At 64.3% G+C, this 25,542-nt stretch carries 23 protein-coding genes; 11 read left to right on the top strand and 12 right to left on the bottom strand.

The genetic code is table 11. The features are described from left to right. Positions 1-27: 27 nt before the first annotated feature. Positions 28-822: a glycosyltransferase family 2 protein gene (locus M3B90_RS06245; protein ID WP_259889150.1), complete on the bottom strand. Its 795-nt coding sequence runs from the start codon at positions 820-822 to the stop codon at positions 28-30. A 69-nt stretch (positions 823-891) separates the two neighbouring features. Between M3B90_RS06245 and M3B90_RS06240 the strand changes: the two genes are divergently transcribed. After that, complete coding sequence (locus tag M3B90_RS06240; RefSeq protein ID WP_259889149.1) at positions 892-1,818, top strand: ABC transporter permease; 927 nt, start codon at positions 892-894, stop codon at positions 1,816-1,818. Next, complete coding sequence (locus M3B90_RS06235) at positions 1,811-2,671, top strand: ABC transporter ATP-binding protein (RefSeq protein WP_259889148.1); 861 nt, start codon at positions 1,811-1,813, stop codon at positions 2,669-2,671. Before M3B90_RS06240 ends, M3B90_RS06235 begins: the two co-directional genes overlap by 8 nt. Before the next feature lie 94 nt (positions 2,672-2,765). Here the strand turns inward: M3B90_RS06235 and M3B90_RS06230 are convergent, their stop codons facing one another. The 5 genes from M3B90_RS06230 to M3B90_RS06210 all read right to left on the bottom strand — a co-directional run bounded on the left by M3B90_RS06230 (position 2,766) and on the right by M3B90_RS06210 (position 7,377). Then, entirely contained in the window at positions 2,766-3,647 is an 882-nt protein-coding gene (locus tag M3B90_RS06230) for a phosphotransferase enzyme family protein (protein ID WP_259889147.1), read from the bottom strand. After that, positions 3,644-4,258, bottom strand: coding sequence for a response regulator transcription factor (locus tag M3B90_RS06225; protein WP_259889146.1), 615 nt, complete (start codon positions 4,256-4,258; stop codon positions 3,644-3,646). Before M3B90_RS06225 ends, M3B90_RS06230 begins: the two co-directional genes overlap by 4 nt. After that, entirely contained in the window at positions 4,255-5,475 is a 1,221-nt protein-coding gene (locus tag M3B90_RS06220) for a sensor histidine kinase (protein ID WP_259889145.1), read from the bottom strand. Before M3B90_RS06220 ends, M3B90_RS06225 begins: the two co-directional genes overlap by 4 nt. Before the next feature lie 88 nt (positions 5,476-5,563). Continuing rightward, the gene (locus M3B90_RS06215) at positions 5,564-6,382 is read right to left on the bottom strand and encodes an ABC transporter permease (protein ID WP_259889144.1); all 819 of its coding nucleotides are present in this window, start codon (positions 6,380-6,382) and stop codon (positions 5,564-5,566) included. Between the two features lie 47 nt (positions 6,383-6,429). Then, positions 6,430-7,377 (bottom strand): ABC transporter ATP-binding protein, encoded by a 948-nt coding sequence (locus tag M3B90_RS06210; RefSeq protein ID WP_259889143.1) that lies wholly within the window; start codon positions 7,375-7,377, stop codon positions 6,430-6,432. Positions 7,378-7,576: 199 nt separating this feature from the next. Between M3B90_RS06210 and M3B90_RS06205 the strand changes: the two genes are divergently transcribed. From M3B90_RS06205 to M3B90_RS06190, 4 genes are read left to right on the top strand one after another with little or no spacing between them, the layout of a single operon-like run. After that, positions 7,577-8,419: an S-adenosyl-l-methionine hydroxide adenosyltransferase family protein gene (locus M3B90_RS06205; RefSeq protein ID WP_259889142.1), complete on the top strand. Its 843-nt coding sequence runs from the start codon at positions 7,577-7,579 to the stop codon at positions 8,417-8,419. Positions 8,420-8,430: 11 nt separating this feature from the next. After that, the gene (locus tag M3B90_RS06200) at positions 8,431-9,027 is read left to right on the top strand and encodes an ECF-type riboflavin transporter substrate-binding protein (protein ID WP_259889141.1); all 597 of its coding nucleotides are present in this window, start codon (positions 8,431-8,433) and stop codon (positions 9,025-9,027) included. Between the two features lie 9 nt (positions 9,028-9,036). Continuing rightward, entirely contained in the window at positions 9,037-10,872 is a 1,836-nt protein-coding gene (locus M3B90_RS06195) for an ABC transporter ATP-binding protein (RefSeq protein WP_259889140.1), read from the top strand. Beyond that, positions 10,862-11,695, top strand: coding sequence for an energy-coupling factor transporter transmembrane protein EcfT (locus tag M3B90_RS06190; RefSeq protein WP_259889139.1), 834 nt, complete (start codon positions 10,862-10,864; stop codon positions 11,693-11,695). The genes M3B90_RS06195 and M3B90_RS06190 overlap by 11 nt, the downstream gene beginning before the upstream one ends. 52 nt (positions 11,696-11,747) lie before the next feature. Here M3B90_RS06190 and pdxH read toward each other — a convergent pair whose 3' ends face one another. Both pdxH and M3B90_RS06180 read right to left on the bottom strand, forming a co-directional pair. Next, positions 11,748-12,431 carry a pyridoxamine 5'-phosphate oxidase gene (gene pdxH, locus M3B90_RS06185; protein ID WP_259889137.1) on the bottom strand — a complete coding sequence of 228 codons (684 nt, stop codon included), beginning with the start codon at positions 12,429-12,431 and terminating at the stop codon, positions 11,748-11,750. 103 nt (positions 12,432-12,534) lie between these two features. Further along, entirely contained in the window at positions 12,535-13,935 is a 1,401-nt protein-coding gene (locus tag M3B90_RS06180) for a glycoside hydrolase family 15 protein (RefSeq protein ID WP_259889136.1), read from the bottom strand. Positions 13,936-14,064: 129 nt separating this feature from the next. Between M3B90_RS06180 and M3B90_RS06175 the strand changes: the two genes are divergently transcribed. Continuing rightward, positions 14,065-15,513 (top strand): multidrug effflux MFS transporter, encoded by a 1,449-nt coding sequence (locus M3B90_RS06175; protein ID WP_259889135.1) that lies wholly within the window; start codon positions 14,065-14,067, stop codon positions 15,511-15,513. 27 nt (positions 15,514-15,540) lie between these two features. On the opposite strand, the gene M3B90_RS06170 is transcribed toward M3B90_RS06175, so the two are convergent. Further along, the gene (locus tag M3B90_RS06170; RefSeq protein ID WP_259889134.1) at positions 15,541-16,272 is read right to left on the bottom strand and encodes a helix-turn-helix transcriptional regulator; all 732 of its coding nucleotides are present in this window, start codon (positions 16,270-16,272) and stop codon (positions 15,541-15,543) included. Positions 16,273-16,338: 66 nt separating this feature from the next. Between M3B90_RS06170 and M3B90_RS06165 the strand changes: the two genes are divergently transcribed. After that, on the top strand, positions 16,339-17,574 hold the full coding sequence (locus tag M3B90_RS06165) for an MFS transporter (protein WP_259889133.1): 1,236 nt from the start codon (positions 16,339-16,341) through the stop codon (positions 17,572-17,574). Further along, entirely contained in the window at positions 17,571-18,557 is a 987-nt protein-coding gene (locus tag M3B90_RS06160) for an IS481 family transposase (RefSeq protein WP_259889132.1), read from the top strand. Before M3B90_RS06165 ends, M3B90_RS06160 begins: the two co-directional genes overlap by 4 nt. Here the strand turns inward: M3B90_RS06160 and M3B90_RS06155 are convergent. Next, the gene (locus M3B90_RS06155) at positions 18,554-19,711 is read right to left on the bottom strand and encodes an ATP-binding protein (RefSeq protein ID WP_259889131.1); all 1,158 of its coding nucleotides are present in this window, start codon (positions 19,709-19,711) and stop codon (positions 18,554-18,556) included. The two genes, M3B90_RS06160 and M3B90_RS06155, sit on opposite strands and share 4 nt — an antisense overlap. 109 nt (positions 19,712-19,820) lie before the next feature. Then, on the bottom strand, positions 19,821-20,813 hold the full coding sequence (locus M3B90_RS06150; protein ID WP_259889130.1) for an asparaginase: 993 nt from the start codon (positions 20,811-20,813) through the stop codon (positions 19,821-19,823). Positions 20,814-20,966: 153 nt separating this feature from the next. On the opposite strand from M3B90_RS06150, the gene M3B90_RS06145 reads away from it, so the two are divergent. After that, positions 20,967-22,694 (top strand): glycerol-3-phosphate dehydrogenase/oxidase, encoded by a 1,728-nt coding sequence (locus tag M3B90_RS06145; protein WP_259889129.1) that lies wholly within the window; start codon positions 20,967-20,969, stop codon positions 22,692-22,694. Positions 22,695-22,764: 70 nt separating this feature from the next. Further along, positions 22,765-24,315, top strand: coding sequence for a glycerol kinase GlpK (gene glpK, locus M3B90_RS06140; protein ID WP_259889128.1), 1,551 nt, complete (start codon positions 22,765-22,767; stop codon positions 24,313-24,315). Here the strand turns inward: glpK and M3B90_RS06135 are convergent. Beyond that, positions 24,312-25,541 carry a methyltransferase domain-containing protein gene (locus tag M3B90_RS06135; protein ID WP_259889127.1) on the bottom strand — a complete coding sequence of 410 codons (1,230 nt, stop codon included), beginning with the start codon at positions 25,539-25,541 and terminating at the stop codon, positions 24,312-24,314. The genes glpK and M3B90_RS06135 overlap by 4 nt on opposite strands. Position 25,542: the final 1 nt, after the last annotated feature.

Here is a 25,542-nt window from a genome sequence, read left to right as displayed (position 1 = left end):
GTTTCGCTACCTACCCATGCGGTTTTTTTAGATCCTGGACTTCCTCAATGCAGCGATGGAGCTTCTCATTAAGTACCAGGCGGCTTTCCATCGTGGCACGTTTTCCTGTTCCCGCAGAACGCGCCACACCGCGCGGATAGCCCGGAGTCGATCATTGGAATGCGAGCCCTTCTGTTCGGCGCGATAGAGCGCGAGCGGTTCCTCGATCCCGCGTGCTGCCCCAAACCTTCGGGTGATCTCGAGCCACAGCGCCCAGTCCTCCGCGCCGGGGCGGTCTGTCATCGTCACCGGCCCGGTGACGGAAAGGTTCACCATCGCGGTCAGGTTGCCAATCTTGTTTCCCGCGAGAAGTTCCTCGTGTGTGAGCTTCGTCGGCACGCACACCACGCGCCCCTCCGGCTCAAAGGCCTCAGCGCTCGCACGGAAGCTCGGTGCGATCCGGTGGTAGGAGCTGTAGATCAAAGCGGCGCCCGAACGCTTCGCGCATTCGAGCTGACGCTCAAGTTTGTGAGGGAGCCACATGTCGTCGGCGTCGCAAAAGGCCAGGTACTGCCCCTTGGCCTTCACGATTCCGGTGTTGCGTGCCGCCGCGGGGCCGCCGCTTTTCTCCCTGCGCTCGAGGCGCACTCGATCATCCGTCTGCGCGAGGCGCTCGGCGATATGCACGGAGTCATCACTCGAGCCGTCGTCGACGACGATGAGCTCCAGATCCTCTACTGATTGCCTTAGAATGCTCATCATCGACTGGTGTAAGGTCGCATTGCCGTTAAAGACCGGCATGATGACACTCACGAGCGGCGTCGACGGGTCACGGTGATTCACACCGACAGATCATAGCGAACAGGGCGCGAGAAAAATGAGACGCGGCAGCAGGCCCATAGGAGCATGATTGTGGCTGAGACCAAGCCCCACGTGGAGTTATCTCCGCGATTGAGTTCGGCGGAGGCCGCGGAACTCGCGAGCAAATCGGGCCTGAGGGAAATGGGCGTGCGGCCGCCACTTGGTCGGTACATCGCTCAGGTATGGCAGCGCCGCTCCTTCATTTGGCATCTTTCCGCCTCTCGCGCGTACTCCCGCAATCAGGGTTCCTACCTCGGGCAAGCGTGGGCGATCCTGCGCCCGATTCTGGATGCTGCGATTTACGTGGTGATTTTCGGCTTCCTGTTCCATGGCAGCGCCCCGGGAATTGATAACCGTGCGGCCTTCATCACCATTGGGACGTTTAGCTACACCCTTTTCCAGACGTCGGTGATGTCGGGTATCAACTCGATCCCCACAAATATGCAACTGATTCGCTCGCACCGCTTCCCGCGAGCGATCGTGCCGCTCGCCTCCGTCATGACCGAAGTGGTGCTATTCGTGCCCATTCTCGTCGCCATGATGATCATGGCGATGGTCACTGGCCTTTTGCCCGGCATGGGAGTCGTGCTCCCCACGTGGTCCTGGCTATTGCTGCCGTTTGCAGCGCTGCTTCTCGCGACCTTTTCTGCCGGTGTGACCCTGTTCTTCGCTCGTCTCGGTGCGCGTGCCCCCGATATCGCAAATGCGCTGCCGTTCTTCCTTACCCTCGGTCGGTATGCCTCGGGCGGCATGTTCCTTCTGAGCGCGATGGTGCCCGACGGCATGTGGATCAAGCCGATCCTCTTGCACCAGCCTCTCGCGATCTACCTGGAGCTCTTCCGCGCGGTCTTTGGCAACGAAAGCCTGATTCCCATGACGCCGATGCTGTGGCTCGAGGCGGTTGCGTGGGCTCTTGGCACCTTCGCGATCGGCTTCGTTTTCTTCTGGCGAGTCGAGGAGACGTACGGACGTGACTGAGGATATTGACTTCGAAATTGACCCGAGCATTCTTCCGAAGAAAGTCGAGCGCAAGCCGTTGGGGCCGCCGTCGGTCATTGCCGACGACCTGTACATCACCTATCGCGTGTTCGGTGGCCGCCGTGGCGGCACGGCGAAGCAGCGCAAGAGCCTGTGGGATAAGGCGATCAGTCTCGGGCGCCCCAGCACGGGCCCCATCACTCACGTGCCTGCCGTCAAGGGCGTGTCGTTCGTGGCTCACCACGGTGAATCCGTAGCGATTCTGGGCACGAACGGTTCGGGTAAATCCACGCTCTTGCGCGCAATCGCCGGGCTCCTCCCCCCGACCGAAGGTCGCGTGTACACGTCGGCGGAACCGGAGCTTCTTGGTGTCAACGCCGCGATGCTTCCGCGCCTCACCGGTGAGCGCAACATCATGATCGGTGGGCTCGCCCTCGGCCTCTCGTCCAAAGAGGTGCGCGATAGCGTTCAGCACGTGGCGGACTTCGCCGAGCTCGGCGACTTCCTCTATCTGCCGATGACCTCGTATTCCTCGGGCATGGCCTCGCGCTTGCGGTTCGCGATTTCGACGATTCGCAGCCCCGAGATCCTCATGATCGACGAGGCACTTGCGACGGGCGATGCGTCCTTCCGCAAGAAGAGCATGGCGAGGATTGAGGAGATCCGCGAATCCGCGGGCACCGTCTTCTTCGTGTCGCACTCTCTCGCGTCCGTACGCGCCATGTGCACGCGCGCTCTGTGGATTGAGAAAGGCGTGCTCGTGGCCGACGGTGACGTGGATGAGGTTGCCGATGCCTACCAGGAGTTCGTGGATCGCCGCACGAATGCGTCGTCAGGCGCCAACCTGAAGTAAGGCGCCTGCCCCGCCCCGTCTGGCCCATCCGCCCGCCGAACCCCTGACGTTCAAGGTATAGAAAAACGACGTTGTGCCCCGTTTCAAGGGTTGCCTAGCCTCTTTTCTTCACCCTGAAAGCGGCAGCGACCCTGAGAGGGGTGTGGATCCCGGGGTCGGCGGGGACCCGGAGGGGAGCGGGGAAGACGCGGCGCGCGATTGCGCCGAGTTCGGGGAGTTCCGCCCGCCAGGCGGCAACGTCGCCTGAAGCGACCCATGTGCGTTGAGGCTCGAGACCACCCGCGGCGCCCCACTCGATCTCGTCGATCGAGCGTTCGTGCGCGCCGACGGCGAGGGTCGCAACATCAAAAGGGCCCTGCCAGCCGTAGCCACGAAGGAAAGCCGCCGCGCGCTCGCGCATCGCCGACTCTTCACCCTCATCAATGCCTCGCAGCTTTTCGACTTCGCCGTTGAACGGGATGATCCACTTGAGCGCGTAGGCGACGTCATCGACCCGCAGGCCGGGTCGGGCATCATCGAAGTCAAAGAACCCGACGGCCTCATTTCCCTTCCACGCCATGTTGCCGGGTTTGGGGTCGCCGTGGAGGATCACCTCGAACGTGCCAGGAACCTCGGTGACCCCGGCGGTGCTCGCATCATCTCCTGAAACTGCGTCGTTTTTCACGTAGCAATCGGTGATCCACGTAGCTCCCGCAGGTGGTACGAAGCTTGCACTCGCGTCGTGATAGCGCCGCAGCAGTGCCCCAGCCGAGGCACACGCTTTGACGGAAAGATGAGCATCGCCCCATCTTTCGTCCCCACCGGTACCCGGAACGAGGCTCAGTGTTTCCCGGCAACCGTCGGACCCAAGAGGCCGTGGAACCGGGACGCCTTTACCTGAAACATGCTCGAGCAAAGCGTGCACCGTGGCCGTCCAAGGACCCGTGGGCCGCGTGACCGTTGCCCCTTCAACCTGAATGATGCGCTTTGCCGTCACGAGAGCCAGCCCCGGTCACGTGCCACCATGTACGCCTCGAAGCGGTTGCCAGCACCGGTCTTTGCCATCGCGTTGGAGAGGTAGTTGCGGCATGTGCCCGGTGCGAGGTGCGCCTCGGCGGCGATATCCTCGATCGAGAGGCCGTGCCCCGCAAGCTCGAGAAGCTCCCGTTCCCGTTCCGTGAGGGGGCTGTCGCTCGCGTTGATCGCGAGGGCAGCTGTTTCCGGGTCGAGGTAGCGCCGACCCGCGTGGACGGTGCGGATTGCCGCGGCGAACTCCTTCGCATCAGATGTTTTCGGCAAGAATCCCGCTACGCCCTGCTCGAGCGCGCGCTTGAGGGCGGTGGGTCTGGCGTGGCTCGTCACGATGAGCACCTGCACGCCCGGGCTCTTTTCGCGTACGCGGTGCGCGGTCTCGATGCCGTCGATGCCGCCAAGCTGCAGGTCGCACACGAGAACGTCGGCGCCGTTCGGCTCACGCGCCCACCACTCGAGCAGCTCCTCGCCCGAGCCGCACACGGTGACGATCTCGAAATCTTCCTCGAGCCCGAGCAGGGTCGCGAGGGAGGATGCCACGAGGGTTTCATCGTCGGTGATGGCGATGCGGATCATGCGCGCTCCTCGGGTGCGTTGGTGGGGTTGGGTCCGACGGCTGCCGCGCCTTCGTTGAAGCATAGCCGCACGGTGAATTGGGGCGAATCATGCTCGATTTCGATGCTCGCCCCGCTCTCGTGTACGCGCTGGCGCAGCGCTGCGAGTCCCGAGAGAGGCCCAGGCGGCGACGGTGCCCCGTCGTTGATGAGGGTCACCGCGCTCCTTGTGAGAATGAGGCGCACGTGGCTCGCGTGGGAGTGGCGCAGAATGTTCGTCGTGGCTTCGCGCACGAACCACGCAGCGGCTTCCCTATGCTCTTCAGGAACGTCGAGCGAATCCCCTTGAGCGTCACACGTGATAGACGCGGCCGCGAGGAGCGATCGCGCTTCGGCGATTTCGGTCGCGAGGTTTGGGCGACGGTAACCGTGGGCGACGTCCCGCATGTCATTCGTGCTGACTTTCACGAGCTCTTGAAGCTCGCGCAGCTCGTGCGTGACATCTTTGTTTTTCTCCGCGAGCGCGAGGGCTACTTGAGATTTGAGGCTGATCGCCGCGAGGCGCTGGCCCATCGTGTCGTGGAGCTCTTGCGCGAAGCGGAGGCGTTCCTCGCTGACCTTCAGTTCGGCGTCAAGCTCGCGGGCGTAATCCATGTTGCGGAGAACCTTGATGCCCCACAGGGCCGAGACCGTGGCAAAGAGAAACGCGTAGGGCACGAGGATCATCGCGAAGATGGTTCCGGAGGCGAAACCGTGCGAGAGGACGCAGGTGAGGGCAATTGCCACGGTCGCGACAAGCCACTTGCGCTTCATCCAAGGAGCGTGCGCGAGCGCAAAGAGCGCGCTGCAAAACATGGCGTACATGCCGGCCCACACGGAGAGCACCTCGTTAGTGATCCACGTGAGGAGCAGGCACACCGCCCAGCTGACCGTGATGGCGACGAGGCTCACTCGCGTGCCTCGTGGTCTCGCCATCGTGGTGGGCTTCAGGTAAAGCGCGCCCTCGCGCATGAGTGGGACGGTGACAAAAGTCGCGAGCGCTGCCGAGCCAAGGGAAAAGCCAACGAGAGGCAAAGCATGCTCGCCATAGCGGTGAAGGTTCGTAAAGAGGGGGAAGGCGAAGATGATCCACAGCGTCGGGGCGGCGAGGGCAACGGACCAGCGCGTATACGAGGCGTATCGGGCAACCTCGCGTGCGCTCGAAGGCCCAAGGGCTTTCGGCGGTGGGGCGGTGCTCATGAGAAGTCCTTGTGGCGATCGTGAAAGGCGACACTGGCGGGGCCGAAACCGGCCCTCACCAGTGTCCCACGCAGTTTGAGTGAGTGGTTTAGCGATTTGATTCCCACTTCATGTACATCGGCACGAGAGCGACGAGCACGACCGCCCACAGTGCAAGGATGAGCATCGGCGAAGTTGCAGCCGCGAGAGCCGCACCGGAGTCGAGTGGCTCGTGGGTATCGCTCGCTGTTTTCCCGATCCACGCGAGCTGGCCGAGATCGGCCATGAGCGCGAAGGGGGTGCGGTCGACGATTGTGCTGACCTGTTCGGGCATGAGGGTGCGGAACGAACTTTGCGAGGCGATCGCGAGGATCAATACGGGAAGCGAGGTGATCTGGGCGGCCTCGGCATTTTTCGTGTAGCCGCTCGTGAGGAAACCGAGCGCCGTGCTTACCGCGATTCCACCGATTGTGGCGACAATGAGCGGCACGACGTTCACGGGCATTGGTGCGCCGAACACCACGAGCAGGGCGGGGGCCACGATCATCGTGATGATCGCGAGCACGGCACTCGGGGCGGTGATGCCAAGGAGGATGGTGGCGTCGGTGGCTTCGCCCGTGCGCAAGCGCTTGAGGACCTTTTCGTCTCGGCGCGTCGTCGACATCGAGAGAACCGAGTAGTACACGACGAGCAGCATGGTCATGAGGATGCAGATCTCGATGGCGCTCGAAGCGGCCACACCTTCGGTGCCGGAGGCTGACTTCAGAAGGAAGAACATTCCCGCCGTGAGACCGAGGGGGAACACGACCCCCATGAAGATCAGGGTGGGGTTGCGCAGGAACTGTGTGAGTTCGGCGCGTGCGAGGGCGATTGTGCGCGAGAGATGATTCGAGCGGGACTTTGAGGTGGAAGCGGCTGCTGTGGTCACGGTGTGTCCTTTCGTCAAAGTTCGGTGGATGCGGGCCGGCGCACTCGTTAGCGCTGCTCGCCCGCGACGCGCATGAACACGGTTTCGAGGGAGGCCGGTGTCGCGGAGAAACCGGTGAGGGAGAGACCTTCGTTCTTCGCCCATTGCAAAACCGCGAGGGCATCATCTTGGAGCTCGTCGGTGCGCACTTCGTAGGTATTGCCGGTGCGCGTGACGTTGGCGCCGGCGAGGGCGGGAAGGCTGAGCTCGGTGTTGGCGCCGGTGGCGTCGGGTTTTTCCCTGACCTCGAAGCTGATCATCGAGGCTTCCGTGGCGACGATGTCGCGCAGGCTGCCCTCGAGAACGATGTTCCCGCGGTGCATGATCCCGATCCGGTCGCACAGGCGCTCGGCTTCTTCGAGGTAGTGGGTCGTGAGGATCATCGTGACGCCGCGAGCCTTGAGGTCCTCGAGGAGCGCCCACACACCGCGACGGGATTCGGGGTCGAGGCCGGTTGTCGGCTCGTCGAGGAAAAGGATCGAAGGTTGGCCCACGAGTGCGCAGGCGAGGTCGAGGCGACGCTGCTCACCGCCGGAGAGGGATCCGACCTTCACCGTCGCGCGGTGCGTGAGGTCAACGGCGGCGAGGGCTTGATCGGGGTCCATGGGGTTCGAGCACGTTCCCGCCCACATGCGGATAGTCTCGGCGACGGTGAGCTGAGTAGGAAGGCCACCCGATTGGAGCATCGTGCCCGTGTGAGCTCGAAGCTGTGCACGGTCCTTACGCGGATCCATGCCGAGGATTGCCACGGTTCCGCTCGTCGCGGGAGCGAGCCCCTCGAGGATCTCGAGAGTCGAGGTTTTACCGGCGCCATTTGTGCCGAGCAGCCCGTAAACCTCGCCTTCATTCACATGGAAGGAAATTCCGTCCACGGCGGTAAAGGCTTTCTTTTTCTTCGATCCCGCATAAGTGCGGGTCAGGTTCGAGACGGTGATGACGTGCTGTGCGTTGTTCATGCCTCCACTCTTCGGCACGCGCGGCCTGGGTAGTAGTGGAAAACGTCAGGGGCTTGCCATTGCTTTGTCACGTGCGTGAATGACACATGTCACTGCCTTCTCGCCTCGCTGTTCATATTTCGCCATGTGCATTCGCGCGCGTCCTCGGTATCGGTACGCTTACGAAGGTCATGAACACATGTGTCAAGGGAGGCCCGCGGTGAAGCCACTCGTTCTCCAGTCGGATTTCGGATACGTCGATGGCGCCGTGAGCGCCATGTATGGCGTCGCGGCCGGCGTGAGCCCTGAGCTGCGCGTTCACGACATCACGCACAACATTCCGCCGTACGACATTTGGGAAGGCTCCTATCGCCTCGCCCAGGTCATTTCGTATTGGCCCGAGGGCACCGTTTTCGTGTCGGTCGTCGACCCGGGCGTTGGCTCGGATCGCTTGAGCGTCGTCGCACGCACCTCGACCGGGCACTATGTCGCGACTCCGAACAACGGCACCCTTACCCACATCGAGAAGTTCTTCGGGATCGAGGAGCTTCGCGAAATCGACGAAAAGTTCAACCGCCGCGAGGGCTCAGCGCACTCCTATACGTTCCACGGGCGCGACATCTACGCGTTCACGGGAGCGCGCCTCGCGAGTGGCACGATCACCTACGAGCAGGTCGGCCCAAGCCTCGACGTGGGCGAGGTTGTGGCTCTTCCGATCGCTGAGCCGAAACGCGAAGGCCACGTGCTCACGGGCACGATTGACGCGCACGATAACCGCTACGGCTCACTGTGGACATCGATCCCGCGCACCCTTTTCGAGGATGCCGGCATTAGCCATGGCGACTACGCGCGCCTCACCATCACCCACAACGGACAGACCGTGCACGCGACGAGCCTCGTGTATGCGCCGAGCTTCGCGCACGTCGAGGTCGGCGAGTCCCTCATCTACGTCAATTCTCTCGATCGCGTGGCTGTCGCGATCAATCGCGGCTCGTACGCGAATGCTTTCCACCTCGGGCGCGGCAACAGCTGGCATGTCGCTTTCGAGAAGGTCGAACAGTAAGGATCCCCATCATGTCTACCCCTGAAACTCCTACCTCCAGTGCACCGCTTCCCGTGACCCGCAGGGTTTCGCCCGTGACGCAGGTCGTGGCGATCGGTATCGGTGCGGCACTCTTTTTTGTGCTGAGTCGATTCGTTGCGATCCCCGTTCCCGTGCCGAATCTTGCGATCACATTCCAGTACGCCCTGCTCGCGGTTCTCGCGGTGCTGTACGGACCGTACGTTGCGGCCATTGCCGGCTTCGTGGGGCATATTCTTGCCGACGCAACCGGCTACGGCATTTGGCTTTCGTGGGAGATTCCGACGGCTGTCTTCGGTCTCATCGTGGGCTTCTTCATGCTTCGTAACCGCGTGAACGAGGGGGAGTTCCCGCGCCGGGATCTCGTGCGCTTCAACCTCGCGGTCATCGTGGGTCACTTCGTTGCATGGGGCGTACTCGCCTGGATTCTGGACGTGACGCTCATGGGCGAACCGTTCGATAAGGTCATCGTGCAAGGCCTCGTGGCCTTCGTGACGAACGCGATTCTCACCTGCGTGTTTGGCTCGATCATCCTCGCGCTGTATGCGAAGACGCGCACCCGCTCGGGCTCGCTCGAGGTGGGCGCTTAAGCGTTCCGTATGGCTCTTCCCTCCCATTCGCCCGAGGCGAACCGTGCCGCTCATGCCATCGTTTTCGATGACGTGAGCGTGCATTACCGCACCCAAAAACTTCCCTCGGTCGAGAACGTGAGCTTCACGATCGGCTGGGGTGAGAAGGTCGCGATTGTGGGGCCGAGCGGCTCGGGAAAATCCACGCTCGTACACGTCATGAACGGCCTCGTGCCGCATCGCTTCGAGGCAAGCGTGAGTGGCAGCGTGAGGGTCGGTGGCGTGGATCCGGTGCGCGCGCCGCTCGTGCGCACCGCCGGTGAGGCTGGCACGGTTCTCCAGGATTCCAACGCGCAGTTTGTCGCGCTCACGGTTGCGGAGGATATCGCCTTTTCCCTCGAGAACCAGGAGGTTGCCTCGGGCGACATGCCGGGCATCGTCGAGCGGGTCGCCAAGCGCGTGGGCCTCACCGAGCTTCTTGAGCACTCGCCGCACGAACTGAGTGGCGGGCAAAAGCAGCGCGTCGCCGTCGCGGGCGTGCTCGTGGACGACGTGCCGATTCTCCTGTTCGATGAGCCGCTCGCGAACCTTGACCCGGCGACGGGTCGCGCGATGATCGAACTGGCTGACGACCTCAATCGGGAGAGCGGTGCGAGTGTCGTCATCATCGAGCATCGTCTCGAAGAAGTGCTGCACAGGGGGGTCGATCGGATCCTCATGATGGCCGGCGGCCGCCTCGTTGCCGATACAACCCCGGATGAGCTCGTGACCTCCGGTCTCCTCACCGAGCACGGCATTCGCCGGCCGCTGCACCTTACGGCCCTCAATTATGCGGGGATCGAACCGCCAGCGTCCGCGCACCCCGCCCGGCTCGAGGCCCTTCGCCTGAGCGAGAGCGAATGCGCACGGGTACGAGAGTGGGGGCGTGAGCAGTGGGCCGCGAGGTCCGGCGCGGCTTCGGTCAAGCGGGAGTCGGGGGAGGGGTCCGACGCCACCTTGGCTATCAGCGTGCGGAATCTCCACGTGCTTCACGGCCACGATCAAGACCACGAGGGCGTGCACGCTCTGCGCGGGATCGACCTCGAAATTCGGCGCGGCGAGATGCTCGCGATTCTCGGCAACAATGGCGCGGGGAAGTCCACCCTTGCGAGCGCGATCACGGGCTTCATGAAGCCGAACTCGGGCACGGTCGAGGTGCTCGGTGATGATGTGCTCAACTTGAGTATCGCCGAGATCGGCACGCGCGTGGGCTTTGTGCTTCAAGAGCCGGGACACATGATCTCGAAGCCGCTCATCTTCGATGAGGTCGCGCTCGGCCCGCGCGCCCACGGCCTCGATGAGGAAGAGGTTCGTCGCCGCGTCGAATCTGCACTCGAGACGTGCGGCCTCACTCCGTTTAAGTCGTGGCCCGTGAGCGCGCTCAGCCACGGCCAAAAGAAGCGCGTCACGATCGCCGCCGCGCTCGCACTCGAACCCGAGATCCTCATTCTCGACGAACCGACCGCGGGCCAAGACTTCCGCCACTACACGGAGTTCATGGAGTTCATTCGCGAGCTTAACCGCGGGGGCACAACGATCCTTCTCATCACGCATGACATGCATCTCGCCCTCGAGTATGTTCCGCGCGCCGTCGTGCTGAGCGAGGGGGAGATCATCGCGGATTCTTCGCCCGCGCGGATCCTCGTCGACGATGACGTGACGAGGCGCGCGAACCTCGTGCGCACGAGCCTCGATGCGCTCGCAGCCACCGTCGGGCTTCCCGTTTCCACCGATAACGGCGGCACCCAAGAGTTTGGCCGCAGTGAATTCATTGAGGCCGTGATCGCGGTTGATCGCGAGAAGCGGGAGGTGGGCGATGCCCGCTAAATCCGTTCTCGGCTACGTGGATCGACCGGGCTTCCTGCATCGAGTGTCGGGGCTCGCGAAACTCATGCTCGCCGTCGCGAGCGTCGTGGGTGCGCTCGTGGGATTCGATGCGCGCTATCTCGCGGCGATGCTCGTGCTCAACATCGTGCTGTGGGCGCTGAGCCGCGTGAAGCTTCGCGACCTCGCCGTAGTGCTCGTGATCATCGCGGGTCTCATGCTGCTCAACAACGTCTTTATTTTCCTGTTCGCCCCCGGCTACGGAACCGAGCTGTACGGCACGCGCACCGTGCTCGTGGATGGCCCGTGGCACTGGGACATCACGCGTGAGCAGCTGTTTTATCAGCTCGTTGTGACCCTCAAGTACTTCGCGGTGCTCCCGCCCGTGCTCCTTTTTATTGCGACGACGCGCCCGCCCGAGTTCGCGCAGTCGCTGAACCGCATCGGTGTTCCCTACAAGATCGCGTACTCCGTCTCGATCGCCCTTCGATACATCCCCGATATTCAGCGGGACTTCGTGACGATCTCGAAGGCGCATCAGGCGCGCGGCCTCGAAACCTCGTCGAAGGCGGGGATCGTGACGCGCGCGCGGAACATCGTGGGCGTCATCCTCCCGCTTCTCCTCGGCGCGTTCGACCGGATCGAAGAGGTCGCGAGTGCGATGGAGCTGCGCGGTTTCGGGCGCGGGAAGCGACGTACGTGGTACGGCAAGAAGCCGCTCACGTGGCGCGATTGGCTCATCATGGCGCTCGCGCTCGCGGTGCTCGCGGTCCCGATCATGCTCGCGATCGTCAACGGCGGAAGGTTTTGGAACCCCTTCGCGTAGAGAAAAAGGGGTCGACATTCGTGTGAATGCCGACCCCTTTGTTCGCAGAGGCTCACGGTGCGAGGCGCTCCACCTGCCAGCGGCCCTCTTCAACGTCCAGGGCTGTGAAGCGGATGCGGTCGTGAAGGCGCGAGGCGCCGCCCTGCCAGAACTCGATGACGTGCGGGGTGAGCGCCCAGCCGCCCCAGTGCGGCGGGCGGGGAACCTCTTTGCCTTCAAAGCGCTTCTCGGCGCGCTCGTTCGCGAGCTGAAGATCCTCGCGCGACTCGACGACATCCGACTGCGAGCTCGCCCAGGCGCCGATCTGCGAACCGCGCGGGCGCACCGCGAAGTAGGCGTCGGATTCCGCAGCGCTGATGCGGCGCACCTTGCCCTGGATGCGCACCTGGCGCTGAAGCGGCAGCCACGCGAAGTTCAGGGCCGCCTTGCGGTTCACGTCGAGGTCGTGCCCCTTTTGAGACTCGTAGTTGCCGAAGAACACGAACTTCTTGTTCTTGTGCTCCTTAAGGAGCAGCACGCGCGAATCCGGCCAATCAGTTTCCGGGTTGATCGTGGAGACGACCATGGCGTTCGGTTCGAGCAGATCGCCTTCGCGATCGCGGCGCTCGATCGCGTCCCTCATCCATTCGTCAAACAATGCGTGCGGGTCGTTGCCCGCGAGCGTCTTGGTGAGCTGGCCCTTCGTGTAGTTCACGCGTTCCGCGCGAAGATCGGGCGCACTTGCCTTCTCGTTCATGACCTCTCCTCGAAACTTGGTGTGGGATCTTCCTCGTTCCCGATCTACCACTCTAGCCCCGTGGCCTGGTGGGCTCTGGGGACTAAAAGGGAAGCGCAATGGCTCAAGCACCGAGCGCCACGAGGGTGCTGAGCGCGAGCGCTGCCGGCCACGAAAGGGGCGCGACGGCGGCGGGGCTTCCGTCGGCCAGGACCTTCTCACTGATCGCTCCGGCGCTCGTGCGGTGGGCTGCAAGCCATTCGAGAAGCTCGAGCGCGCGCTCGCGCTTGCCAAGGTGTGCGTAGGTTTGCGCGAACATCGCCGTTTGCGGAGTCCAGCTGATGCTGTCCCGCTTCCAGCGTGCCCCCGGGGCGACGCCGCCCGCGGGTCGCGACATCGCCTCACACGCCGCATCGACCTGACCGGCGATCTGCGGGTTGCGCTCGGCAAATCCCTTGGTTTGGTACGGCGGTAAGAGCATGAGCAGCCCCGCGTCAAAACCGCCGCCGTGCGCGTAGCGCTGGAAGTTGCTTGGGCCAAAAGCAGCAAGGAGGGCGCGTTCGGTTTCCCGGGCCCGTGCCTCGAGCGTTCTGGTTCCGACGCCTTCTTCGCCCTCAATCCAGCCTATTTCTGCAAGGTACGCCGCGCTCTCGAGCGCGCAGAGCGTCATGGCCGCCGTCGCGAGAGTGAGGCGCCGCTCGGGCACTTCCCAATAGTCGGGGCTTGGCTTCGGTAGGCCGCTTCCGGTGTGTGTGGCGTCGAGGGCGGCACGCGCCGCACGGGCGAGCGTCGTTCTAAGAGTGGGGAGCGAGGTCGCGGAGGTGGCGTCGGAACCTAAAACCCCGAGCCGGGCGAGCGTTGCCGCTGCCCACAGGAACCACCCGACCCCATCGAGTTGCGGGGCGCGATCATCAGGGGCGTCCTTGGTGCCGGGGCGGTAGCGCGCCTCGAACGTGCCGTCTGGGCGCTGGATGCGTGCAAGGTGTTCGAGCAGGCCGAGTGCCCAGTCGCCGAAGCCACGTTCGGCGAGGGCCACGATCACGTGGGCCGTGTCGCGGGGCCACGTGTAGCGCCAGTTCGGGCTGAGGGCCGCGACGGGGGAGGGAAGCGCCCACGTGAGGCTGAAAACGTCGAGGAGCGCGGAACGGTCGAGATCGGTGAGCGTGGGCGTGGAGGCCGGTCGCGATGCGCGGTCGAGGAAGGCGCGCGTGATGGCGTTGAGCGTACCCGCGCCGTGAGCGGTGCTGAGAGTGCGCGTGCCGAGAATGAGTTCGGGTGAATCCGGCTGCACAAAGGTGCGCTCTACCCCCGGGATGGTCCCCGCGCGCAGCAAGGCCGCGGCGTCGTGCTCCTCGACCTCGCGCGTAAGTGAATCCGAAGTGGCGGAGAACGCGACGCCGAGGGAGTAGAGGTCCTCGTGCGCCTCGTGCGGGAAAAGGCTCGCGATGCTGCTGCGCTCCACATACAGTGCCGAGGCGCCGAGCGCCGCGAGAAGGCTGCCGCCGAGAAGCGTGCGTCGCCGCATGGCTGGCCTCCTTCTTCCGCTGGAATGTGTGGCTCGAGCTTAACAAGCACGCGAGCGAGTAAGTGAAGTCATGAGTGATCTTGTGCGAGAGGGGTTGGAAGGGCGCGGATCTTCCATAAGATTGGCCAAGTGACTGACGAACAGCAGAGGAAAACCGACACAAGTGCCCTAGAACTCGCGCGGCTCGCCGACGAGCGTGCCGCCGAAAGCCTCGCAACTGAGGAGCCGCGCCCGCTTACCGAGGAAATCCCGCAGGTCGCGTTCGCGACGCCCACCGACAACGTCTCGCACGTGACCGGACCGATCGAGCAGGTCGAGGAGGTCGCGACCGAAACGGCTGCTCTTCGCCTGCACCTCGGTCGCAGTGAGAAAGTCACGTTCGGTTTCACGTTCGCGATGGCGATGCTCGCGATGCTCGGCCCGTTCTCGATCGACATGATCTTCCCGGGCTTCCCCTCGATGAGGGAGGACTTCTACACGGACGCCGCAGCGATGCAGCAGGTGACGAGCCTCTACCTCATTTCCTTCGCGGTCATGAGCATGTTCCACGGCCCCCTCTCCGATGCGCTTGGACGCAAGCGTGTCATGGGTGCTTCGCTCATCGTTTTCTCAATCGGCTCGCTTGGCGCGGCGCTCGCCGTCAATCTCCCGATGCTTTTCGCCTTCCGCGTGCTCCAGGGCCTCAGCGCGGGTGGTGCGACGATCGTTTCGCGTGTCGTGATCCGCGATCTCTATGGCGGCGGCAGGGCGCAAAAGCTTATGAGCCAGGTCATGATGATCTTCGCGCTCGCGCCCGCGGCGGCGCCGATCTTCGGCGGCTGGATTCTGCTCCTCGGGCCGTGGCGTTGGATCTTCGGTGCGATGCTCCTCTACGCGCTCGTCACGCTCGCGATCATGATGATCGTCATCCCCGAAACGCTCCTTCCGGAGAAGCGCCAGCCGTTCAATGCGAAGGGCATCTTCACGTCGCTCGGGCGCGTGCTTCGCTCGCCGGTCATCTGGCGCCTCTCGCTCGCGCTCGGCCTCGCGAGCCAGGCCGACTTCATTTTCATCTCGGCAGCGCCGATCATCGTGCCAGACGTCATGCACCTCGGTGCCCAGGACTACTGGGTGCTGTTCATCCCGATCATCGCCGGCATGATCCTCGGCAACTATCTCGTGGGGCGCCTCGCCTTCGTCTTGAGTCGCTCGCGCCTCATCACGATCGCCTTCACGACCGTCGTGGTGGGTGGCATCCTCTCCGTCGTGATCCCGATGCTTACCCCCGAGCTCACCTCGCAGTTCGGTATTTGGCACCTCCTCGTCATGGTGGGCCCCGGCATTCTCGGTCTCGCGGCGGCGCTCATGATGGCGCCCGTGCAGCTCGAAGTTCTTGACATGTTCCCCGAGGAGCGCGGTGCCTCCACGAGCTTTGCGACGTTCATGAACCTCATCGTTGCCGCGATCGTCTCGGGCGTCATGGTTCCGGTTCTCGGTGCCGACCTGGTCAAGCTCGGCATCGGTGCCCTCGCGCTCTCGGCGGGCGGTGCGGCGTTCTGGTTCGCGCACGTGCTCATCGCGCGTCGTGTGCAGGCCTAGATGTACTGACCGGAGATGTTGATCGAGTCAGGCAGTGGTGAGCCAGTCTTGAATGTCCTCTGGTTTGTGGATTAGGAGGTCGCGCCGTCCGGGGCGGCGTTCGATCCACCCTCGGTCGATGAGGGCGCGCATGAGCGCGGCTCCGAGTCCTCCAGCGAGGTGGTGGCGTTGCTCGGTCCAGTCCGTACACACCTTCAGCAGGGGACGACGCCCAGCCTGCACCACGGCGAGGTCAATACCGATCCGGGCGAAGTGCTGGGCAGCGTGGGGACCCAGCACGTAGCCGGTGGCCGTCGGGCCGGCGATGGCATCGAGCGGACCCCGAACGGTGCCCTGGATGCCGTCGGTGCGGCGCAGCGTCTCGACCTCGACCAGGCCCGCCAGGATGTCGGTGCCCAGACTGCCGGCCAGGTGGTCGTAGCAGCTGCGCGCCACCCGCAACCGGTCCCACTGGCTGGCCTGGCGTAGCCCCGTGATGCCAGGGGTGGACGCCAGAGGGATCAACGACTCCAGGACCACCGCGACGTGGGGGCCTGCGAGCCGGTAGCGACGCACCCGTCCCTCGGGCTCGACGACGAGCAGTCCTGCCCCCGCCAGGCGGGACAGGTGCTCGCTGGCGGTGGAGGTGCGCACCCCTGCCACCTGGGCCAGGCGCGTCACGGGGCGGGCGTTGCCGTCGAGCAGTTCGAGCATCATCGCGGCGCGTGACCGATCGGCGAAGTGCGCGGCCACCGAGGCGATGTCTGGCTGTGGGTCCATGGCACCCATTCTCACCCCGTCACACTTCGACCGCCACCGAAGCGTCCATACCTCATCGTGGTAGGCATGAACCTCTCTCCTGATGCCCCCGCCTCACACCGGGGTGGTGCCCGCCGCAACGGCGGGACATTCCTGCTCGTAGTGTTGTGCATCCCCATGTTCCTGGTGCTGCTGGATGTGTTGGCCATGAACGTGGCGATGCCCACGGTCGGCCGCACCTTCCATGTGCCCGTGGCGCGCTGGGCCCAGGTCGTGGATGCCTACACCGTGCCCCTCGCCCTCGCGCTGCTGCCCGCCGGGTGGTTGGTCGACCGCATCGGGCCACGTCGCGCCCTGCTGGTCGGCATCACCGTGTTCACGGCAGCCTCCGTGGTGGGCGGGCTGGCCGGAGCCTGGCTGGTCGTCCTGGGTGCCCGTCTGGGCCAGGGGCTGGCCGCGGCCGTGATGCTGCCGGCCGGGCTGGCAGCACTGAGCACGTCCTGGCCTGAACCACATGAGCGTGCGAGGGCTCTGGGGGCCTGGTCGAGCATCAGCGCCGTGGCCACTGCCCTGGGCCCAGCCGTCGGCGGCCTGCTCGTGGCCGCCATGTCGTGGCGGGCCGTGTTCTGGGTCAACGTGCCCCTGGGCCTGGTCGCCGCATGGGGGACCTGGCAGCAGCTGGGCACCGGCCCCCGGCGCCCACAGCAGCCCCAACCCGAACAGTCCGGCCGTGGCGCCATTGCCACGGTGTCGCTGGTCGGGTCCGTGATCGCGGCAGCGATGATGACCTCGGGCGCGAACGGCACTCTCCAGGTCATCACAGTCCACTTGCAGTCCGGGCTCGGGATGGGTGCCGGGCCGACTGGACTGCTGCTGTTGCTCGCCACAGCGCCATTCGTCGTGCTCGGCCCCCTCTCGGGGAGGGCTGTCGTCCGCCTCGGCCGACGCCGCGTCGCTGCCCTGGGATTCGCGGTCGGCGCCGTGGGACTCGCGACGCTGGGCCGGCTGCCGGGAACCATGGGTCTCGCCCCAGGGCTGCTGGGCATCGGGGTCGGCCTCGGGTTGATGACCTCCGCCATCGTGGGCGAAAGCCTGTCCGCCTGGCCCGGCCGCCCAGGAGTGGCCAGCGGACTCAACAACGCCCTCCGACAGACAGGAACCAGCCTCGGCGTGGCCCTCGGAGGCTGGGCAGCCGGATGGTGGAGCGGAACGCCGCTGCTCGTGAGAACCGGAGCCGCAGCAGGACTTTGGTGGGTCGGAGCAGCCGTCCTGGTCTTGGTCACTTTCACCCGCTCCCGCAGGTCGAGGAAGAACCCGCGATGAGCCACCCCAACGCTGCCCTCACACCCCGCCACCGACTGATCGTCGCCCGGCTCGTGGTCGACCAGGGCTGGCCGGTCAGCGAAGTCGCAGCCCGATTCCAGGTCTCCTGGCCCACCGTGAAGCGCTGGGCCGACCGCTACCGCACCGGCCAGTCCATGCAGGACCGCTCCTCACGGCCCCACCGGTCGCCGAATAAGACCAGCCAAGCCACGACCAGGCGTTGCATCCAGCTCCGCCTGCGCCTGCGCGAAGGACCGGTCCAGCTCGCGTGCCGGCTCGGGATCGCCCCGTCGACGGTCCATCGGATCCTGGTCGACGCGCAACTGAACCGGCTTTCCTATGTCGACCGCGCCACGGGAGAGCCCGTTCGCCGTTACGAGCACGACCATCCCGGGGCGATGCTGCACGTTGATGTGAAGAAGCTCGGCAACATCCCCGACGGCGGGGGCTGGCGCTACGTCGGCCGACAACAAGGCGACCGCAACCGCGCTGCTACCCCGGACAAGCCTCGCAACAAGTGGCGGGACCCGTTGATGGGAAAGGCGTACGTCCACACCGTCATCGATGACCACTCCCGTGTCGCCTACGCCGAGATCCATGACGACGAAACCGCCCTCACCGCCACTGCCGTGCTGGTCCGGGCTGTCGAGTGGTTCAACCAGCGTGGCGTCACCGTCGAGAGGGTGTTGTCCGACAATGGAGGCACCTACCGCTCACACCTGTGGCGAGACACCTGCCATGAGCTCGGGATCAAGCACAAGCGCACCAGGCCCTATCGGCCGCAGACCAACGGGAAGATCGAGAGATTCCACCGCACCCTGGCCGACGGCTGGGCCTACGCCCGCTGCTACACCTCTGAAGCCGAGCGCCGCGGTGAGCTCGAGGGCTGGCTGCACTACTACAACCACCACAGGCCCCACACCGCCTGCGGCAACCAGCCACCCTTCACGCGATTAACGAACCTCCCCGATCAGTACACCTAGATCACGAGACTAGCGGCGTGCTCGCGAAGGTATTCGCGTAGGTAGGGCAGGGCAAAATCTATCCGGCCGCGCCCGACCTCGACGATCATTTCGGCATCGATAAGACGCCTGCGGTAGTTGCCTACGTAGGAATCTGAACGGTCGAGTCTTGCCTTAAGAGCAGCGATCTCTGTGGGCCCATCGTCTCGAGCCATGAAAACGAGGAACGATCGATCCACATCGGAGAGATCGGCCAACGCAGGCTCGTGAACGAGTTGGCCGAGTTTTCGTCGGGCCTTGTCTGCCCCTCGTTCGGCAGCCTCTCGCGTGATACTCCTACCCTGAGCTTCGCGAAACGCCCACTGCCCGACGAGCTGGATCATGAAGGGGTAACCCTGACAAGCATTGACGGCGGTCTCGAGGGCCCTTCCCGTCCAGGTGGTTACCGACTCCGCGAGCGGCTGCTCTAGAGCGAGGCTTACGTCCTCATCTGACACTCGGTCCAGTTCGACTCGCTCGGCGCGGCGTAAGAACGTGATGGGGTTTGGCGCCTCGCTCGCGGTCGCTTGGCTTGAAAGGAGCGGTTTGATGGCCGAGGGGATCCCAGCCATGGCGACGGCAATATTTTTTCTCTCGCGCACAAGGTGCTGAATGGTAGCGCCGAACTCGATAAGTTCATCGTTGCGCTGGTGGTGCATCTCGTCGAGGGTGATGAATACGCCGCTTGCGGGTTGCCCCGTTGTGCGATCGAGGCTGGCTTTGTAGGCAAGATAGTCGTCAAGAGCGTTGCGCAAGGAATACGACGCTTCCGAGATTGATGTTGAGTCCCAGGTGACGGAGCCGCCAACGCCAAAGATAGAGAGTCCTAAGCCTTTGAGGTGCGAACGCTGACGAGCCAAACGGCGAATGATCTCGCTGCGGATGCGTTCGACAAACCCCTTCGTTGCCGTCTCGCTTATGACGAACCAGCCGCGCTCCTCCGCCGTGTCTTCGAACGCGTTGAGTAGCACGGTTTTCCCAATTCCTCTCGGGCCCACAATGAGTGAGATGCGCTCGTGCGCGCCCGGGCCGTCATCGAGTGCGAAGGCAAAGTTTTGCACCGCTTCGTTGCGGCCAACCAGAAGCGGGGGCGTGGCGCCGAGAGTGGCGCGGAAGGGGTTGCGTGCAGGGTCCATGCTTCAAGGGTAAATTCCGCACCCTATGAAGGTCTATGAGTTTTATGAATTGCTTTGAAATTTATGAAATCTATGAAAAGCGGCACCGGGTTCGGCCGCGCCGTGAGCGTCAGTAGGCAAAGCCCGCGAACGCGCGGCTGATCCCGCTCCGGTCTGCGCCAGCGGCGAGCAGCACCTGAAGGAGGAGACGCGCCTTGTGCGCGCTCAACATGCCCGCCATGCACGCGCCCGAGTGGATGAGGTCCACCTCCGCGCCAGGATACGAGTAGTGATAGGTCGAGGTTCCGCCCTCGGGTATGCGAGTCGCAACGACGATCTGGATACCGCGCTCGCGGGCCTCGCGCACGAGCGGCATAACCGTCTCGGGCACGTGCCCCATCCCCACGCCATTGATCACGATCCCCGCGGGCGGTTCGGCCTGGCGCACGAGCGCCTCGAGGGCCTCGCCGCGATCGAAAAGGCCCGTCCCGATGAGAGGCACGGAGGGAAGCTCGGCGGGCACGGTGGGCATCACGCAGTCCGACGCTTCCAGCGCGTACATCGCGCGAATCCCATCCTCGTTCACGAGCGCGAGGGGACCTGAAGGCTCCGAATCGAACGCGTCGATGCTTCGAGAGCTGACCTTCGTGACGCGATCTGCGGCGTGCACGAGCGCGTCGAAAACCGCGAGAACACCGAGGCCACGAGCCTGCTCGCTCGCGGCCGTCACGATCGCATCATGGAGGTTTGCGGGGCCGTCTGCCCCGGGCGCGTTTGCGGGACGCATCGCGCCCGTGAGCACGAGGGGAGTCTCGAGATTCCAGTAGCGGCCCAGCAAGAATGCCGTCTCTTCGAGAGTGTCGGTGCCGTGAGTAAGCACGATGCCGCGAAAGCCAGCGTCGGAACCCTCCCGAGCCACTCGAAGAACTTCGCGCACGTGCGCGAACGTGACCGAGGGCGAACCGACATTCGCGATCTCTCGGAACTCGAGATCGATGCCGGGGATCGGAAACATGCCCGCATCCGGCTGCGCGGCAGGGGAGGCGTGGCCGCCCGGTTGATTTTGGCTCATGGCGATCGTGCCGCCGAGGCCGAGAACGAGAATGCGGAAGGTCGCGGTCATGGGTGCTCCTGTGCGTGCCGGTGCGCGTGAGATCAGTGTAGAGCCGAGCCGATCGGTCACTCACCGTGAACGGTGAGCTGGCGGTGCTAACCTCGCGTGAGCTTGCCAAACGTGGTTCAACGGCGAACCGAGCACACTGACGAAGGAAGTGTTATGTCCTCATCCGCCCGTTCCGCACTCAACCCGAATACTCGCGCCGCGCATCTCGAAAAGCTCGCCTCGACGAGCGCCGAAAACCCACTCGATATCTTCATCGTCGGTGGTGGCGTGAACGGCGCTGGCGCCGCGTTCGATGCCGCGACCCGCGGCCTTAGCGTCGGCCTTGTCGAGATGAACGACTGGGCGAGCGGCACGAGCTCGCGCTCCTCGAAACTCATGCACGGCGGCCTTCGCTACCTGCAGATGCTCGACTTCACTCTCGTCGCCGAGGCTCTGCGCGAGCGCGACCTGCTCATCTCGAAGACAGCGCCGCACCTCGTGAAGCCCATCAGTTTCATGTTCCCCATGAAGAACGCCCTCGAGCGTGCCTTCATTGGGTCGGGTATCGCCCTCTATGACGGCATGCAGATTGGCCACCGAGAAGTGCCGATCCACAGGCACGTGTTCTCCAAGGGGCTTGCGAAAGACTTTGCTGGTCTCGACCCCGAGAAGAACTCGGGCGCGATCGAATTTTATGACTCGCGCATGGACGATGCGCGCTTCGTGGCGATGCTCGTGCGCTCCGCCGTGAACCTTGGCGCGGCGGCCGCGAACTACACGAAGGTCACGCGCTACCTCAAAGACGGCGGTCGCGTGGTGGGCGCGGCGATTACCGATCTCGAAACCGGCAACGAATACGAGGTGCACGCGCGCGAGGTGATCCTCGCGGGCGGCGTGTGGACTGGTGAGGAGCAGGACCGCGCGGGCGCCGATTCGGGCCTTCAGGTGCTCGCCTCGAAAGGCATCCACATCACCGTTCCACGTGACGCTATCGAAGCGAAAGACAACACGGGCATCATCACGCAGACCGAGAAATCGGTGCTGTTCATCATCCCGTGGGACGAGTACTGGCTGATCGGCACAACAGACACCCCGTGGAAAGAAGACGTGGCGGTGCCCACCGCGACAAGCAGCGACATCGACTATGTGCTCGAAAAAGCCAACGACGTTCTGCGCCGACCTCTCACGCGCGAAGATGTCATCGGTGTGTACGCGGGGCTCCGCCCCCTCCTCCAGCCCGTCAAGAAGTCCGACGGCGCCTCCACCAAGGTGTCGCGCGAACACACGGTGATGGAGGTCGAACCGGGCCTGAGTGCGATCGCCGGTGGCAAATACACCACCTACCGCGTTATGGCGGAGGACGTCGTGGACTTCGCGCTTCGCGGCACCCCCGATGCCCCCAAGACCAAGACGCGAGACATCCCCGTGATCGGCGGCGCCGGCTACGAGGAGATGCGCGTGCGTGCCGCTTCGCTCGCTGAAGATTACGGCATTGACGAGGTGCGCCTCGAGCGCCTCCTCTTCCGCTACGGCGCGCTCCTCGAAGACCTCTTCGCCCTCATGGAGGAGAACCCCGAACTCGCAAAGCCCCTCACAGAGGCCCCGCGTTACCTCCGCGCGGAAATCGCGTACGCTGCGCGCAGCGAAGGGGTGCTTCACCTCGCCGATGCCCTCATGCGCCGCACGCGCCTCGACTACGAGACGCCCGACCGCGGCGTGGGCGCCGCGCGCGAGATCGCCGCGATTCTCGGCGAGGAACTCGGCTGGGATGAGGCTCGCCGCGAAGCGGAAATCGAGGCGTACTCGACGTTCATCGCCGCGCGCCTCGAGGCCGAGAACACGACGAGTGACGCCGAAGCCGCAGCACTGCTCGAGAACGTGCGCGAGATTCCCGCGCGCTGACGACCGCGCGCGAAACCGCGCACACCACTAGCCGCGGGCAGCGGTGCCTGCGACCCCGAAAGGATCTCACATGCCAGATACCTCAGACCAGAAGTACATCCTCGCGATCGACCAGGGCACGACGAGCTCGCGCGCCATGGTTTTCGACCACGACGGCCACGCCGTTTCCCAGGCGCAGCTTGAGCACGAGCAGATCTTCCCGCGTTCGGGTTGGGTTGAGCACGACCCCATGGAGATTTGGAGAAATACCCGTGAGGTCATCGCGCTCGCACTGAACAGAGCTGAAGTCAACAGGGATGACCTGGCAGCCGTCGGCATTACCAACCAGCGCGAGACCGCGGTGGTATGGGATAAGAACACGGGCAAGCCCATCTACAACGCGATCGTGTGGCAGGACACGCGCACCTCGCGGATTGTGCACGAACTCGCGGGCGAGGAGGGGGTGAACCGCTTTAAGGACGTCACGGGTCTGCCGCTCACGACGTACTTTGCGGGCCCCAAGGTCAAGTGGATCCTTGACAATGTCGAGGGGGCGCGAGAGAAAGCCGAGGCTGGCGATCTGCTGTTCGGCACGACCGACACGTGGCTCTTGTGGCACATGACGGGTGGAACCAAGGGCGGAGTGCACGTTACCGACGTCACGAACGCCTCGCGTACTCTCCTCATGAACGTGCACACGCTCGAATGGGACGAAGATATCGCGCGCGAAATGGGGATCCCCATGTCGATGTTCCCCGAGATCCGCTCCTCCTCCGAGGTATACGGCAAGGGCCGCAAGCGCGGCCTCCTCACGAACGTGCCGATCGCTGGCATCCTCGGCGACCAGCAAGCGGCGACGTTTGGCCAGGCGTGCTTCGAGAAGGGCACCGCGAAGAATACGTACGGAACCGGCAACTTCCTCCTCATGAACACGGGAAGCGAAGCCCTTTCTTCGGATAACGGCCTGCTGACGACCGTGCTTTACAAACTCGGCGACGCCGACCCGGTCTACGCTCTCGAGGGCTCAGTCGCCGTGACCGGCTCGCTCGTGCAGTGGATCCGCGACAGCATCGGCCTCATCTCGAGCGCGAAAGAGGTCGAGGACCTCGCGACGAAGGTCGAGGATTCGGGCGGCTGTTTTGTCGTTCCCGCGTTTTCTGGCCTCTTTGCCCCGTACTGGAAGGACGATGCGCGAGGAGCAATCGTGGGCCTCACACGCTACGTGAACAAGCACCATGTGGCACGCGCCGTGCTCGAGGCGACGGCCTATCAGAGCGCCGAGCTGATCGACGCCATGAACGAGGATTCGAAGGTGCCGCTCAAGGAGCTACGCGTCGATGGCGGCATGACCGTGAACGAGACCCTCATGCAGTTCCAGGCGGACATCCTCGGTGTCGATGTCATCCGCCCGAAAATCATCGAGACGACCGCGCTCGGTGCCGCGTACGCCGCGGGCCTTGCCGTGGGCTTTTGGGATTCGACCGACGACCTCGAGACCTATTGGGAAGAGGACGTTCGTTGGAGCCCATCGATGGACGAGAAGGTGCGCGAGCGCAGCATGCGCCTGTGGCGGAAGGCCGTTGAGCGCACCTTCGACTGGGTTGATGATGACGTCGAGCAAGCCTTCGAGAACGAAGGCTAGTTTGCCACCGGCGCATCGCGCACGAGGAGCACGAGCGCTTCGTTGTGCGCGGTGTGCGGGAACATGTCGATGAGCTTCGCGCGCGCGACTCGATAGTTCGGCATGCGTGCGAGGTCAGCCGCGAGACTTACCGGGTTGCAGCTCGAGTAGGCGAGCGTGGGAGGCCCGGATTCGTTGAGAAATCGGGCGAGCGTTTCGCCAATGCCCCGCCTCGGCGGGTTCACGACGATCGCCTCCGGGAGAGCGCTGGCGGGCTGTGTCGCGGCCCATTGCGTGGCGTCGGCGGTTTCGAAGTGCGTGTGTACGCGGGTTTCGGGGTCGGGGGAGGGTCCGACGCTTGCCGGAAAACCATGCCGCTTAGCCGAACCTCGCGCGCTTTCGATCGCGTCGTTCGTGATTTCGATGCCCGTGACGTTCATGAACGCTCCGCGGGCCCGCGCTTCGTGCGCGATGCTGAGGGCGAAGCCGCCCACGCCGCAGTAGAGGTCCCACGCTGATCTCGCCCCTGCATCGAGAATCCAGCGCGCGACCTGTGCATAAAGTTTGCTCGCGACCGCGGTGTTCGTTTGCGTGAAGGAGCGGGGGAGCACGTCGACGTCGATCCCATCGAGCGGAAGGCGGAGCCTTTCTGCGCCAGCGAGGTGGATCTCCTCGGTGCCCTCGATGAGGGCTTCGTGCTCGGGGTGGATGTTCGCGCTCACGACGCTCACGCGCGAATCGAGAAGCCCGAGGTGCTCGCGGATCCTCTCAAGTGCCGAGGTGCTTCGCAGCACGAGGCGCACCATCGCCTCGGTCGAACTTGCCGTTACGAGCACGTACTTGATTTCGCCGCGTCGTTTCTCAAGGTTGTAGGGCGGTACCTGTGCGCGGCGGATGAGTGCGCGAGCGCTTTCGAGCACGTCGGTCACGAGAGCGGGATAGAGCGGACAATCGGCGAGGTCAACGCCTTCGCGCGTGCCAGGAAAGGAGAATGTGGGCGCGGCCGCTGTGCCTGCGACCATCATCTTTGCCTTCGTGCGAAAGCCCCACGGTGCGCTTGTGAGCGGCTCTTCGAACACAGTCTCGGGTGTCGACGCATCTGCGAGAAGGGCCTTGAGGTATGCGTGCGCATCGCGCACTTGCGTGTTGTGAGGGGTGCGCATGAGGCTGCACGACGAACACTGTTCGGCGGCAAAATAGGTGCAGATCCCGCTTTCGGTGTTGATTCGCGAGTGCGGCACAGTCACG

This window comes from Dermabacter sp. p3-SID358 (assembly GCF_025147465.1).
In the GTDB taxonomy this organism is placed as follows: Bacteria; Actinomycetota; Actinomycetes; order Actinomycetales; family Dermabacteraceae; genus Dermabacter.
The sequence above is the reverse complement of the archived record's forward strand: the minus strand, read 5'-3'. Positions and strand labels throughout refer to the sequence as shown.

What these genes read in the sequence shown, in the direction of transcription:
- M3B90_RS06225 (WP_259889146.1), bottom strand. Translation starts at nt 4,258, where the DNA reads ATGATCCGCATCGCCATCACCGACGATGAAACCCTCGTGGCATCCTCC.
- M3B90_RS06220 (WP_259889145.1), bottom strand. Translation starts at nt 5,475, where the DNA reads ATGAGCACCGCCCCACCGCCGAAAGCCCTTGGGCCTTCGAGCGCACGC.
- M3B90_RS06210 (WP_259889143.1), bottom strand. Translation starts at nt 7,377, where the DNA reads ATGAACAACGCACAGCACGTCATCACCGTCTCGAACCTGACCCGCACT.
- M3B90_RS06200 (WP_259889141.1), top strand. Translation starts at nt 8,431, where the DNA reads ATGTCTACCCCTGAAACTCCTACCTCCAGTGCACCGCTTCCCGTGACC.
- M3B90_RS06195 (WP_259889140.1), top strand. Translation starts at nt 9,037, where the DNA reads ATGGCTCTTCCCTCCCATTCGCCCGAGGCGAACCGTGCCGCTCATGCC.
- M3B90_RS06190 (WP_259889139.1), top strand. Translation starts at nt 10,862, where the DNA reads ATGCCCGCTAAATCCGTTCTCGGCTACGTGGATCGACCGGGCTTCCTG.
- pdxH (WP_259889137.1), bottom strand. Translation starts at nt 12,431, where the DNA reads ATGAACGAGAAGGCAAGTGCGCCCGATCTTCGCGCGGAACGCGTGAAC.
- M3B90_RS06180 (WP_259889136.1), bottom strand. Translation starts at nt 13,935, where the DNA reads ATGCGGCGACGCACGCTTCTCGGCGGCAGCCTTCTCGCGGCGCTCGGC.
- M3B90_RS06170 (WP_259889134.1), bottom strand. Translation starts at nt 16,272, where the DNA reads ATGGACCCACAGCCAGACATCGCCTCGGTGGCCGCGCACTTCGCCGAT.
- M3B90_RS06165 (WP_259889133.1), top strand. Translation starts at nt 16,339, where the DNA reads ATGAACCTCTCTCCTGATGCCCCCGCCTCACACCGGGGTGGTGCCCGC.
- M3B90_RS06160 (WP_259889132.1), top strand. Translation starts at nt 17,571, where the DNA reads ATGAGCCACCCCAACGCTGCCCTCACACCCCGCCACCGACTGATCGTC.
- M3B90_RS06155 (WP_259889131.1), bottom strand. Translation starts at nt 19,711, where the DNA reads ATGGACCCTGCACGCAACCCCTTCCGCGCCACTCTCGGCGCCACGCCC.
- M3B90_RS06150 (WP_259889130.1), bottom strand. Translation starts at nt 20,813, where the DNA reads ATGACCGCGACCTTCCGCATTCTCGTTCTCGGCCTCGGCGGCACGATC.
- M3B90_RS06145 (WP_259889129.1), top strand. Translation starts at nt 20,967, where the DNA reads ATGTCCTCATCCGCCCGTTCCGCACTCAACCCGAATACTCGCGCCGCG.
- glpK (WP_259889128.1), top strand. Translation starts at nt 22,765, where the DNA reads ATGCCAGATACCTCAGACCAGAAGTACATCCTCGCGATCGACCAGGGC.